Source organism: Bacteroides stercorirosoris (assembly GCF_900142015.1).
Lineage (GTDB): Bacteria > Bacteroidota > Bacteroidia > Bacteroidales > Bacteroidaceae > Bacteroides > Bacteroides stercorirosoris.
The window spans coordinates 1-13,052 of sequence record NZ_FQZN01000048.1 but is presented as its reverse complement, the minus strand read 5'-3'; the positions used below and the strand labels follow the sequence as shown (position 1 = coordinate 13,052).

Genomic DNA, 13,052 nt, shown 5'->3' with positions numbered 1-13,052 from the left:
AAGTCTGAATAGAATGAGAGGAAGGGAAGTGTCTGAATTTTGACATTTTCCTTTTTATTTATCGGTATATATACCGATAATTAGTATTTATCGGTCAAATTACCGATATAATGGTAATTGGTTTGCTTTTTTCTATACCGTTATGGATCAATCTCCAGCATTTCCTCTTTATCCCCTCGTCATCCTATACTCCTTAGGCGACATTCCCGTATGCTTTTTAAAATATCGTCCGAAGAACGACTGGTCGGGGAAATTATAGCGGTCGGCTATCTCTTTTAGCGACAGGTTGGTGGATTGCAGTGCCACTTTAATTTCCAGCATCAGGAATTCATCAATGATTTCTTTGGCGGAAATATTGCCTGCTTTCCTGGTGATGGCTGAGAGATAGCGCGTGGAAATGCAGAGTTGTTCGGCATAGAAGGCCACATCCCGCTGGTTGGTGCAGTGCGTATGTACCAGGTGGATGAACTTCTTGAATAATTGCCCTTTCCGGTTGCTCCCTTCCAGTTGTTCTTTGGTGAAGTACCGCTGCACCTTATCATAAGTATCCAGAAAGAATATCTGAAGCAGGTTCTGGGCAATGCTTTCTTGAAACCTGTTTTCCTTGTCGCCATAGACGGCGGCGCTTGCACCTATCAGTCCCGTGATGGTCCTTATCGCTTCGGGATCCGTATGGGTATAGCACGCATTTTCTTTCATGAAATGCATGAAAGCCGGGTCCAGACGGAAGCAGGCAACTTTTATCATTTCGCCCGAATAAGCGAAGTAATGTACCCGGAAATCCTTAGTGGCCGATTTCAATGAAAGAATGGAACCGGGCAGCAACATTACGTTCGTATTGGGAACGATGTGATATTCCTCTAAATCTATACTAAAATCCGCTTCCCCTTTGGTACAATACAGGAGTGCACCGTTGGTCAGTTTGATGAGGCGGTTGCGGTAAAAGTCCAGATCGTCCTCTCCGGCTCTGAATGTTTCTGCTTTGGTAGTTAATAATGGATTCATACTTGTCTTTTTGAGAATTTTGATGGTACAAAGGTAGGATATCTTTTTCAAACGTTAAGTGGCCTGTTCCGAAAATGAACAATGGAGTGCGACAAATGAAACAAGTTATTGTTCAAAAACGGTATACCTTTGCCGCCGACATTTAGAAAAAGAAGTTTTTTCATTTAAAGATTGTAGTATGATAACAAAGAAGAGATTGACAAAGCAGATGATGACGCTCATCTGTAGTGTGACATTGGCAGCATGCGGACAGGCTCCCACCGTGCAGACCAATTCAGAGTATGAAGTGATGGGAATCACGACTTCCGACAGAGAATTGCAAACTACCTACTCAGCGAGTATCCGTGGACGACAAGACATCGACATTTATCCGCAGGTATCCGGTTTCCTGACTAAGCTTTGTGTGGAAGAGGGGCAGTCCGTCCGTAAGGGGCAAGTGCTGTTCATCATCGATCAAGTGCCTTACCGTGCTGCTTTGCAGACTGCCGAGGCCAATGTGGAAGCAGCCCGCGCAAGTGTGGCTACCGCGCAACTGACGTATGATAGTAAGAAAGAATTGTTTGCACAGAACGTAATTTCGGAGTTCGACTTGCAGACGTCTTACAATAACCTGTTGACAGCAAAGGCGCAGTTGGCGCAGACGGAAGCGCAGCGTGTGAGTGCTGCCAATAACCTCTCGTATACCGAAGTGAAAAGCCCTGCCGACGGGGTTGTAGGTACTTTGCCTTATCGTGTGGGTGCTTTGGTGAGTGCCAGTTTGCCTAAACCGTTGACTACGGTTTCCGATAATTCCGATATGTACGTGTACTTCTCGATGACGGAAAACCAGTTGCTGGATATGACCCGCCGCTATGGTTCCAAAAACAAGGCGCTCGAAGAAATGCCTTCTATTTCACTGATCCTGAATGATAAGTCGACGTACTCCTCGCAGGGAAAGATAGAGACCATCAGCGGTGTGATAGATACATCGACCGGAACCGTCAGCCTGCGTGCCGTATTCCCCAATAAGGACGGATTGTTGCAGAGTGGAGGTTCGGGCAATGTGGTAGTCCCTGTTCAAAAACGGAATTGTATCGTTATTCCGCAAGCGGCCACTTATGAGTTGCAGGATAAAGTGTTTGTATTTAAGGTGATAGACGGCAAAGCACAGTCTGCTCCAGTAGATGTGACCCGTGTGAACGGAGGAAAAGAATATATAGTAGATAACGGTTTGAGTGTGGGGGATATCATCGTGGCCGAAGGAGTGGGCTTGCTGCGTGAAGGTACGCCGATACAGCCTAAATCAGCATCTTCAGCCGTACAGCCAACTGCTAATCAACAAACAAAGGAGGATTAATCCATGAATTTAAGAACATTTATTGAACGCCCGGTACTTTCGGCAGTCATATCTATTACGATTGTCATCCTGGGCATCATCGGGCTGTTTACCCTGCCCGTAGAACAATATCCCGATATTGCCCCGCCTACCGTCATGGTAAGCACCAATTATTTCGGTGCCAGTGCGGAAACATTGCAGAAGAGCGTTATCGCACCGCTGGAAGAAGCTATCAACGGTGTGGAGAACATGACTTATATGACTTCCAGCGCCACCAATGCCGGTACGGTTTCCATCACCGTTTATTTCCAGCAGGGCACTGACCCCGATATGGCGGCGGTCAACGTGCAGAACCGTGTGTCCAAAGCTACGGGACAGCTCCCGGTGGAAGTTACCCAGGTGGGTGTGACGACCATGAAACGCCAGACCAGTATTTTGCAGATGTTTTCGCTGCACAGTCCCGACGACTCTTACGACGAAAACTTCCTGTCCAACTATATCAGCATCAACCTGAAACCGCAGATACTCCGTATTTCAGGTGTGGGTGATATGATGATTATGGGTGGTGACTACAGTATGCGCGTCTGGATGAAACCCGATGTGATGGCGCAATACAAACTGATTCCGTCGGATGTATCGGCAGTGCTTGCCGAGCAGAACATCGAGTCGGCTACCGGTTCGTTCGGTGAGAACTCGGACGAGACTTACCAGTATACCATGAAGTATAAAGGCCGTCTCATCACGCCGGAGGAATTCGGTGAAATCGTTATCCGCTCTACGGAAGACGGCGAAGTGCTGAAACTGAAAGATATAGCGGACATCGAGCTGGGTAAGGACAGCTACGCCTACAAAGGCGGCATGGACGGACATAACGGCGTGTCCTGCATGGTGTTCCAGACGGCCGGTTCCAATGCAACGGAAGTGAACCAGAACATCGACAAATTGCTGGATGAAGTGCGCAAGGACTTGCCGAAAGGTATAGAACTCACGCAGATGATGAGCTCCAACGACTTCCTTTTCGCTTCTATCCATGAGGTGGTGAAGACGTTGATTGAGGCTATCATCCTCGTTATCCTGGTGGTGTATGTCTTCTTGCAGGACATCCGTTCCACACTGATTCCGCTGGTGGGTATCGTGGTTTCGCTGATTGGTACGTTTGCTTTCATGGCAGTGGCAGGATTCAGTATCAACCTGATAACGCTGTTCGCCCTGGTGCTCGTGATTGGTACGGTGGTGGATGATGCCATAGTCGTCGTCGAGGCGGTGCAGTCGCGTTTCGACGTAGGGTATAAGTCTTCTTATATGGCAAGTATCGACGCAATGAAAGGTATCAGTAATGCGGTTATCACCTCTTCGCTGGTATTTATGGCGGTGTTTATTCCGGTGTCGTTCATGAGTGGCACGTCCGGTACGTTCTACACCCAGTTCGGATTGACGATGGCGGTTGCCGTAGGTATCTCGGCCGTTAACGCTTTGACGCTGAGTCCGGCACTTTGCGCCCTGTTGCTGAGACCTTATATTAATGAAGACGGCACACAGAAGAATAATTTCGCTGCACGTTTCCGCAGGGCATTCAATGCGGCTTTTGATGTGGTGGTTGAGAAGTATAAAGGTGCGGTGCTGTTCTTTATCAAACGCCGCTGGCTGTCGTGGTCGTTGCTGGCTTGCTCGGTGGTGTTGCTGGTGGTTCTGATGAACTCTACGAAGACCAGTCTCGTGCCTGATGAAGACCAAGGGGTACTGTTTGTCAATGTAAGCACGGCTCCGGGTAGTTCTCTGAAGACGACGGACGAGATTATGCTCCGTATTGAGGAACGCCTGGAAGGTATGCCGCAGAAACTGCATATTCAGAAGGTGACCGGTTACGGCTTGTTGTCCGGACAGGGAAACTCGTTCGGTATGATTGTAGTGAAACTGAAACCCTGGGATGAACGAACGAAGAAAGAAGACCAGGTGCAGGCGGTCATCGGACAGATTTATGCTCGCACGGCAGACATCAAGGATGCTACGGTATTCGCCATTGCTCCGGGTATGATTCCGGGTTACGGTATGGGTAACGCTCTCGACCTGAATGTGCAGGATAAGTTGGGTACGGATGTGAATACATTCTTCCAGACCACCCAGCAATATCTGGGTGCCTTGAACCAGCGTCCCGAAATCTCTATGGCCTATTCTACTTTCGACGTGCGCTATCCGCAGTGGATGGTAGAGGTGGACGCTGCCAAGTGCAAGCGTGCCGGCATCACTTCCGATGCAGTGCTCTCTACGCTGTCGGGCTACTACGGCGGACAGTATGTGTCCAACTTCAACCGTTTCTCTAAAGTATATAAGGTGATGATTCAGGCCGACCCGCAGTATCGTATGGATGAAAGTTCATTGGATAACGCTTTTGTGCGCATGGCAAATGGTGAGATGGCTCCGTTGAGCCAGTTCGTTACGCTGACGCGTACGTATGGCGCCGAGACGCTGAGCCGTTTCAATATGTATAACTCCATTGCGGTGAATGCCATGCCTGCCGAGGGATATAGTACGGGGGATGCTATCCGTGCCGTGAAAGAAACGGCGGAGATAAGTCTGCCGAAAGGTTACGGTTACGATTTCGGTGGTATCACACGTGAGGAAAACCAGCAAAGCGGTACGACGGTGATTATCTTCGCTATCTGTATTCTGATGATTTACCTGATTCTGAGTGCGCTTTATGAAAGTTTCATTGTTCCGTTTGCGGTGATTCTGGCGGTTCCGGTGGGGTTGATGGGTACTTTCCTGTTCGCTAAGATGGCGGGATTGGAGAATAATATTTATCTGCAAACAGGTTTGATTATGTTGATAGGTTTGCTTGCCAAGACAGCCATTTTGTTGACGGAGTACGCTGCTGAACGCCGAAAGGCGGGTATGGGATTGATTGCTTCCGCAGTCAGTGCGGCTAAAGCCCGTCTTCGTCCTATCTTGATGACGGCACTCACCATGATCTTCGGTCTGTTCCCGCTGGTGGTAGCTACCGGAGTAGGTGCTAACGGTAACCGTTCGTTGGGTACGGGTGTAGTAGGTGGTATGACTATCGGTACACTGGCGTTGCTTTTCATCGTTCCGGCTCTGTTTGTCACCTTCCAGTGGTTGCAGGAACGTCTTCGTCCGGCGCAATCCATGCCGACCAAAGATTGGCAGATTGAGGAGGAGATGGAAGTGAGTAAGAAAGAAATAGAGGAATCACATAAATGATAATTTACCAGCGTAGCGCTGGAGCAAGGTTCTCCTTCGGCGTGCAAGTAATCTTTCAGACACGGATGACACGGATGACGCGGATTCTTTTTTCCTTCGGTGTGATATGCCGGTATGTATAGCGCAGCTTTAAAAATCCGCGTCATCCGTGTCATCCGCGTCTAAAAGATTAAAGTCCGCCTTATCCGCGTAGTCCGCGTACCCATTCCCTCGCCGATAAATTATCATTTTCTAACGAATTAAACATATAAACAATATAAATAATGAAGAAACAAATCATCACTTTAGCTGTCGCAGCCTTACTATTGAGCAGTTGCGGCATCTATACCAAATATGAACGTCCCGAAGTCAAGACCGACGGACTTTACGGGCAGGATGTAGAAGTGGAAGACACCACCTCTATCGCCTCCCTCTCCTGGCGGGAGTTGTTCACTGACCCGCAACTGCAATCTCTCATCGAGCACGCGCTGCAAGGCAACACCGACTTGCAGTCCGCTCACTGGCGCATCAAGGAGGCGGAAGCCACTCTTTCTTCCGCCCGCTTGGCGTACCTGCCTTCGTTTATGCTGACTCCGCAAGGTGGTGTCAGCAGCTTCGATAAATCCAAAGGCTCCTGGACGTACACCGGCATTGCATCCGCCAGTTGGGAGATTGATATCTTCGGCAAACTGACCAATGCGAAACGTCGTGCGAAAGCTCTCTATCTTCAAAGTCTGGAGTATGAACAAGCCGTCACCACATCGCTGATAGCCAATGTTGCCAATATGTATTATACCTTATTAATGCTCGATGCCCAATACAACGTCTCTGCCGAAACCGCCGTGAAATGGCGCGAAAGCGTGAAGACCATGCGCGCCATGAAAGCGGCGGGCATGACGGATGAGGCGGGAGTAGCCCAGACCGAAGCAAACTGCTACATGGTAGAGGCTTCTTTGCTCGACATCAAGCAGCAGATTCGTGAAGTGGAGAACTCCCTTTCCATTCTGTTGGGCGATGTGCCCGATGCCATTGACCGGGGAAAACTGGAGGGACAGGACTTTCCGCAAGAGCTTGCTGTCGGCGTGCCTTTGCAGTTGCTTTCCCGCCGTCCCGATGTGAAGAGTGCGGAACTCTCGCTGGCGCAGGCTTTTTATAGCACCAACTCCGCCCGTTCGGCATTCTATCCGTCCATCACACTGAGTGGCACGGCGGGCTGGACCAACTCTGCCGGAAGCATGATTATCAATCCCGGAAAACTATTGTTGTCTGCTGTCGGCTCGCTGACGCAACCTTTATTCAATAAAGGTCTGAACATGGCGCAACTGAAAATAGCCAAAGCCCAACAGGAAGAAGCTAAACTTTCGTTCCAGCAAGCCCTGCTGAATGCAGGTAGCGAAGTGAACAATGCACTGATGCAGGTGCAGGTGGCCCGTGATAAGACGGAGCTGCGCGACGGGCAAATCACTTCTCTGGAAACCGCCGTGCGCAGCACCCAGTTATTGATGAGGCATGGTAATTCCACCTATCTGGAAGTACTTACCGCACAACAATCCCTGCTCTCTGCCCAACTGACGCAGATAGCCGACCGGTTCGATGAAATACAGGGAATTATTAATCTCTATCAGGCCTTGGGCGGTGGTAGGGAATAAAAGAAAGTCCCGGAGTGGAATCCGGGACCTATAGTTACATACTCTCTCTTCTCTCGTTTCTCCATCCCCTTTTGCTCCTTTTTTCCGGATTTCATAACCCCGGTGAAAGTGGCGAAAGGGGATTTTAACGTTATTGCCGCTGTTGCAGATACTGTTCTATCTGTCCCACAACCGCATCTTTCAGCAACACCTTCTTATTCTTATCCAGCAAATACAAAGTAGGTATTGCTTTCAAATCATACAGGTTCTTTTCCTTAATCATTAATTTCTTATCATACCCGTTTATCCACTCCTTCGGGAAATCGGACAGATGTCTTTCCCATTCCTCTTTATCTTCATCCGGATAAACAGACAATATCTTTAAGTTTCCAGCTTCAAATTCCTTGTTGATGGCAGGGGCTTGCTTCAACTCCTTAATGCCTTCCTCGCAGGCATGGCATCCCGGATTGTTGATGAACAACAGCGTGTAGTTTGCCTTTACTCCGTATAGCGTACCGCTCTTTCCCGATACCAGCGTGTAGGTGAAATCTTCCGCCTGTCTTCCCGGGCGGTTCTGTTCTGCCAGCTCCCGGCGTCCTTTCGGAAGTATCTTCTCCGTATCATCCAGCACGGTGCTTTCCAGCATGGCATCCAGCACCGGAATATAAAGTTCTTCGTTCCGCATGGGCGAGTTCGGGTCGTACAGGTATTTTTCGGCTAAATCCGTAAAGTAGAAGAAAACCTTTTTCTTCTTTCCCGCATCCTTATACATCTGTTTGATGGCACTGATAGCAGTCTCCTCCGGCACGAGTTTCATAATGTCGATATAATCCACCCACGCCTGTTCCATCACTTCCCGATGGTCGAGATAGGTGGTATCAGCGAAATCCACATTTTCCCAGTAGTGGCGCACCAGATAATCTGCGCGCGATTCAGGAGTATTCAGCAAAGCTGGTATGACGGGCAGGGCAAATATCTTTGTGCTGTCACTTTTTATGTCTTCTGTCTGATTGTCAGATGCTTTACGACTTCCGCATGCAGTGCAGAGAATCAGGAACAGAAAGAAAATGTTGAGATAAGTTTTCATAATCCGGTTGATTTATAATATTCTAAAGCACAAAGATAAAGAAATTGCTTTAATTACCATTTGTTAAGTATCAGCAATTTTATGAGTCCTACCTTTGCCCCGCTTTTTTAAAAACAATGAGATATGCAAAGGGATAATCTGGATTTCAGGAACATGAGTGTGGGCAAGTTGTATACAAAACAACTCTTCCCCACGTTGTTGGGTATGGTGTCATCCGCGTTGTTTACCGTGGTCGATGGGATATTCGTGGGACGTGGAATAGGCAGCGATGCGATTGCGGCAGTGAATATCGCGGCACCTGTTTTTATGATTGCCGCCGGGCTGGGGCTGATGTTTGGTATGGGGGGAGGCATTCTCGCATCCATCAACCTCTCGCGTGGCAAGCGGCTGATAGCTAATATCAACGTTACACAGGCGGTAGTCATGCTGACGATTGTCAGTGTTGCCATGGGGATATTGCTGACTGTCTTTCCGGAAACGGCAGTAACCTTGTTGGGAGCCGAGGGGCATCTGACGGAACTGGCGGCGGAATATCTGTTCTGGTTCTCCATATCCATTCCGTCCACGGTGTTGCTGGTGGCGCTGCCTTTCTTTGTGCGCCTGACGAACCCAAACTTTGCCATGTGGGCCATGCTGGCGGCTACGTTTGTCAACATCCTGCTCGATTATATTTTCATCTTCATTTTCAGATGGGGACTTTTCGGTGCTGCCATTGCTACCGACCTGGGCGAGTTGGTCGGAACCTTCATGTTGCTGATTTATTTGTTCCGTCCGTCTGTGGCTATCCGGTTTGCCCGTTTGAAGGTGAGCGTCAAGAGCATCCGGCTGACACTGAGGAATACGTGGTATATGCTGAAACTCGGCGTGTCATCCTGTTTGAGCGAAGTCACCATTGCCGTAATGGCTATTGCGGGCAATTACGTGTTTATGAGTCACTTGGGAACCGACGGAGTAGCAGCTTATAGTATCGTCTGCTATCTGTTCCCCATTATTTTCATGGTGTTCAATGCGATGGTTCAGTCGGCACAACCCATTATCAGCTATAATTATGGCTGCGGACAGATTGCGCGTTCCAATAAGGCATTGCGCTTATCAGTGACCTCTGCCGTTATTTTTGCTTTGATGATAAGCGGACTGTTCGTGTATTTCTCCGGAGACATTGTTTCGCTGTTCTTGCCGGACAGGGAAAGTCATGCCTGGCAGTATGCAGTTGCCGGTCTTCCCCTGTTTGCCGTCGATTATATTTTCTTCGGAATCAATGTCATCGCTATCGGATATTACACCAGTATCGAACGGATAAATCGTGCGATGAGGCTCACCTTGTTGCGGGGTGTGCTGCCGGTGCTGTTCTTTTTCGTGTTGCCTGCATGGATGGGAGTGACGGGGATTTGGCTTGCCGTTACAGCGGGAGATTTCACTACTACAATCATTATTCTGTTGTGCAGAAAGAAAGTTTAGTGTAGATATGTCTGTATTTACGGAAAAAGATATCTTGATGAATTATTTTCGATATATTTGTATGTCGTGTTTGCGATTGAATTATTAAGGTGGTAGTAAAAGTGTATTTTAATATGAAACGTAATTCTCTAATATTGCTTGTCGCACTCCTGTCCAGTTTCGTATCAGGAGCTTTTGCGCAAAAGAAGGTATCTATTCTTGGAGATTCATACTCCACGTATTATGGTTATGTCACCCCCGATACGAATCTTTGTTGGTATGGTGTGCCCGGAGACAAGAAAGAAAATGATGTGCAGCGGGTAGAGGAGACGTGGTGGTACATTTTCGTCAATGAGCACGGCTACCGGTTGGAACGTAATAATTCTTATTCCGGCTCTACCGTTTGCCATACCGGCTATGAAAAAGCGGATTATTCAGACCGTTCTTTCGTCACCCGCATGGATGATCTGGGCAATCCCGATATCCTTCTGGTTTTTGGCGGCACTAACGACAGTTGGGCAAAAGCCCCCATCGGCAACTATCAATATGCCGGTTGGAGCAAAGCGGACCTTTATAATTTCCGTCCGGCCTTTTGTCGGCTGATGGATTATCTGACGAAGCACTATCCGGATACTAAAATCTATAATATCACAAACACCGGACTCTCTGATGAAGTGACTGGTTCGATGGCGGAAATCTGCCGCCATTACGGAGTAACCAATATTTGTTTGCATGATATCGAGAAACAATGGGGGCATCCTTCTATAAAGGGAATGAAGAGCATCTGTGAACAAGTTTGGCAGGTGGTAGAAGGCGCGTCAAAATAAAGAACTTCTATTATCATATCCCCTTCCACCTCCTTCTATCCCTTTGTTCATCGGCCTTAACGTGTGGAAGGACTGTCTACGGTTATTATTTGTCCCTGTTCACTCCGATGAAGTTTCGCTTCGGGGCACCCGTCAATTGTGTCTGCTCCACGATGTTTTAAATTTAGGTTTCCGTCAGATACGACGTTCTATAAATGATAGCGTAATGTCCCCCTTTATCTATAAAGATAGCAAACTTTAGCCTAACTCTTATAAAAGACCCACTGGAGTTGTTCGTTCAGCCGACTGGAGTTGTTCAAATGAACAACTCTGGTTATTCACTCGAATGACTCCAGTCGGTCTTTCATAACACTCCCCTTTTAACACGCCATCTCTTAGTAATAAAGACGTAAATAAAGCCACTCCTCTCTAAAGGTGTAAAATGATAATTATTTCTTCTAAATGCTTGTAAACCGCCCTTCCCGTGTAGTAAATTCGTGCATTAATCACTAATAAATAGTAAAATTATGAAGACAAAAATCATTCAATTCATCACCCACCTTTTAGAAAACTGGAAGGACGAAAAACAACCACCGGAAAATCGGCCGGAAATGCTCCCGGCGCAAAAGGAAATGCTCCCGGAGCAAAACGTACCCGCCACAACGCAACAGGTAAAAACAGTGTCGGCCGCTTTAATCAAGCCTGTTCCGGTCAGTTTGACAGACCACGTGAACCGTTTTCTGCAATCCGCTTATGATTTCCGCTACAATCTGCTGACGGAAGAAACCGAATACCGCCCGGCAGGCAAAGTAGGAGAGGGCTTTTCTCCTGTTGGGAAGCGGGAGTTGAACACCCTTTGCCTTGAAGCCCATGCACACGGCATTGCCTGTTGGGACAAGGATATCAGCCGTTACCTTTATTCCACCTGTGTTCCCGGCTATCATCCTTTTCACCTTTACATGGATGAACTTCCCGTTTGAGATGGCATCGACCGCCTCGAAGCGCTTGCCCGTCGTGTTTCTCCCGACCCGCTATGGCTGAAAGATTTTCATATATGGCTATTGGCCCTCACCGCCCAATGGCTGGGGATAACGGGGAAGCATGCCAATAGTGTGGCCCCCGTTCTTGTCAGTGCGAAACAGGGGTTTTTGAAATCCACTTTTTGCAAATGCCTGATGCCCGATTGCCTGTCCCGCTACTATTCTGACGAAGTGGAACTAACTTCGAAAGGGAACGTCACCCGTAAGATGTCGGAAATGGGACTGCTGAACCTTGACGAGTTCGACAAATACTCGGCTTCGAAAATGCCTTTGCTGAAGAATCTGATGCAGATGGCAGATTTGAACCTCTGTAAAGCCTATCAGCGGAACTATCGCAACCTGCCGCGCATCGCCTCTTTCATTGGTACAAGTAATCGTTTCGATCTGCTTGCCGACCCTACCGGAAGTCGGCGTTTTCTCTGCATTGAGGTAAAAGGCAAGATAGACTGTTCCCATATCGAACATAAACAAATCTATGCCCAGTTGAAGCAAGAACTTCTGACCGGTGCCCGTTATTGGTTTACGGCAGAGGAAGAATGTGAGTTGCAGGAACATAATCGGGCATTCCAGCGTTGCAATTTGATGGAAGAACTTCTTCATTCCTGTTTTCGTCCTTCCACTGCTGAAGATCAGAATGGAGTGGTGCTGCATCTTTCGGCTGCCGACATTTTTAAGGTCTTGAAGAAGCAGAACCCAGCAGCCATGCGGGGAATAAATCCGAATGCATTTGCGCAACAGCTGGCTCCATTGGGATTTCCTCGTTCGCGCAGCCGTTATGGTAATTATTATTCAGTTGTTTCCCTATCTACAACCCCTTCCATCCGTTAATGCCGATGAATAAACCGTTTCAGTGGTGTGGAAGGGGGAGGAAGCATACAATAATAAGGCCGTTTACTCATTGATTCTTAATGATGATTTGCTGGAACAAAACTATGTGCGCACTCAGCGGAAAAAAAATAAATACCTCATCTGACCAATATATACTGTTTCTTTTTCAATCCTTTTTTTCATCTTGCGAATGTGAAGTTCTTCTTTTAGGGCTTCGCATTCTTTTTTCATTCGCTACTTTTAGGCTCGTAGACTGCCATTTCTTCGTGGAATATGGGTAATTTGCTCTTTTCTACCTTTCGTACGCGCACGCATATATAATTATGTATAGTGCTTTGTGCCCGTCCACGCCCTCCCTGAAAAATATGTTCTACAACATCCTTATCAATCAACGAGTTACCAAATTGTTTCAAAAAACCTGCGAAAAAGTGTCAGATATATTTGGAGTGAATGGATATATCCACTACTTTTGCATCCGCTTTCCAAGAGATGGTAAGCCTTGCAATTGACATTCTGACAGAAACGGCGTAAGAACCCTAACGTTTTTCTTTCCTTTTGCCCTTATTCCAACCAAGAATACGGCAGTCGAAAAGAAAAAAGAAAAAAAACTTCCGAAAACATTTGGAAGTTATGTGATAAAGTTCTTACCTTTGCACCCGCTTTCCGAAAGGAATGCAATCGATGATTGATTTACTGATTAAGAAACCG

Annotated in this window: 7 protein-coding genes and 1 pseudogene; 6 read left to right on the top strand and 2 right to left on the bottom strand. The window is 47.5% G+C overall.

From position 1 onward, the window contains the following. Positions 1–168: 168 nt before the first annotated feature. Positions 169–1,005: a helix-turn-helix domain-containing protein gene (locus BUC01_RS22835; RefSeq protein ID WP_025835585.1), complete on the bottom strand. Its 837-nt coding sequence runs from the start codon at positions 1,003–1,005 to the stop codon at positions 169–171. A gap of 178 nt (positions 1,006–1,183) precedes the next feature. Here BUC01_RS22835 and BUC01_RS22830 point away from each other — a divergent pair, with 178 nt between their 5' ends. The 3 genes from BUC01_RS22830 to BUC01_RS22820 all read left to right on the top strand — a co-directional run bounded on the left by BUC01_RS22830 (position 1,184) and on the right by BUC01_RS22820 (position 7,167). After that, positions 1,184–2,341: an efflux RND transporter periplasmic adaptor subunit gene (locus BUC01_RS22830; RefSeq protein WP_025835587.1), complete on the top strand. Its 1,158-nt coding sequence runs from the start codon at positions 1,184–1,186 to the stop codon at positions 2,339–2,341. 3 nt (positions 2,342–2,344) lie between these two features. Further along, on the top strand, positions 2,345–5,539 hold the full coding sequence (locus BUC01_RS22825; RefSeq protein WP_073314984.1) for an efflux RND transporter permease subunit: 3,195 nt from the start codon (positions 2,345–2,347) through the stop codon (positions 5,537–5,539). Positions 5,540–5,802: 263 nt separating this feature from the next. After that, a complete protein-coding gene (locus tag BUC01_RS22820; RefSeq protein ID WP_025835937.1) occupies positions 5,803–7,167 on the top strand; it encodes an efflux transporter outer membrane subunit in 1,365 nt (454 codons plus the stop codon). A gap of 130 nt (positions 7,168–7,297) precedes the next feature. Here the strand turns inward: BUC01_RS22820 and BUC01_RS22815 are convergent, their stop codons facing one another. Next, positions 7,298–8,233, bottom strand: a complete 936-nt coding sequence (locus BUC01_RS22815; RefSeq protein WP_025835938.1) for a DUF5106 domain-containing protein — start codon at positions 8,231–8,233, stop codon at positions 7,298–7,300. Between the two features lie 123 nt (positions 8,234–8,356). Between BUC01_RS22815 and BUC01_RS22810 the strand changes: the two genes are divergently transcribed. From BUC01_RS22810 to BUC01_RS22800, 3 genes and pseudogenes are all read left to right on the top strand, one after another. Then, positions 8,357–9,691: an MATE family efflux transporter gene (locus BUC01_RS22810; protein WP_073314982.1), complete on the top strand. Its 1,335-nt coding sequence runs from the start codon at positions 8,357–8,359 to the stop codon at positions 9,689–9,691. Between the two features lie 113 nt (positions 9,692–9,804). Further along, positions 9,805–10,497 carry an SGNH/GDSL hydrolase family protein gene (locus BUC01_RS22805; protein WP_025835939.1) on the top strand — a complete coding sequence of 231 codons (693 nt, stop codon included), beginning with the start codon at positions 9,805–9,807 and terminating at the stop codon, positions 10,495–10,497. Positions 10,498–11,003: 506 nt separating this feature from the next. After that, positions 11,004–12,344: pseudogene (locus tag BUC01_RS22800) on the top strand (VapE domain-containing protein). Positions 12,345–13,052 lie beyond the last annotated feature (708 nt).

Excerpts from the sequence above, each read along its gene's own strand:
- BUC01_RS22835 (WP_025835585.1), bottom strand. The coding sequence starts at position 1,005 with ATGAATCCATTATTAACTACCAAAGCAGAAACATTCAGAGCCGGAGAG.
- BUC01_RS22830 (WP_025835587.1), top strand. The coding sequence starts at position 1,184 with ATGATAACAAAGAAGAGATTGACAAAGCAGATGATGACGCTCATCTGT.
- BUC01_RS22825 (WP_073314984.1), top strand. The coding sequence starts at position 2,345 with ATGAATTTAAGAACATTTATTGAACGCCCGGTACTTTCGGCAGTCATA.
- BUC01_RS22820 (WP_025835937.1), top strand. The coding sequence starts at position 5,803 with ATGAAGAAACAAATCATCACTTTAGCTGTCGCAGCCTTACTATTGAGC.
- BUC01_RS22815 (WP_025835938.1), bottom strand. The coding sequence starts at position 8,233 with ATGAAAACTTATCTCAACATTTTCTTTCTGTTCCTGATTCTCTGCACT.
- BUC01_RS22810 (WP_073314982.1), top strand. The coding sequence starts at position 8,357 with ATGCAAAGGGATAATCTGGATTTCAGGAACATGAGTGTGGGCAAGTTG.
- BUC01_RS22805 (WP_025835939.1), top strand. The coding sequence starts at position 9,805 with ATGAAACGTAATTCTCTAATATTGCTTGTCGCACTCCTGTCCAGTTTC.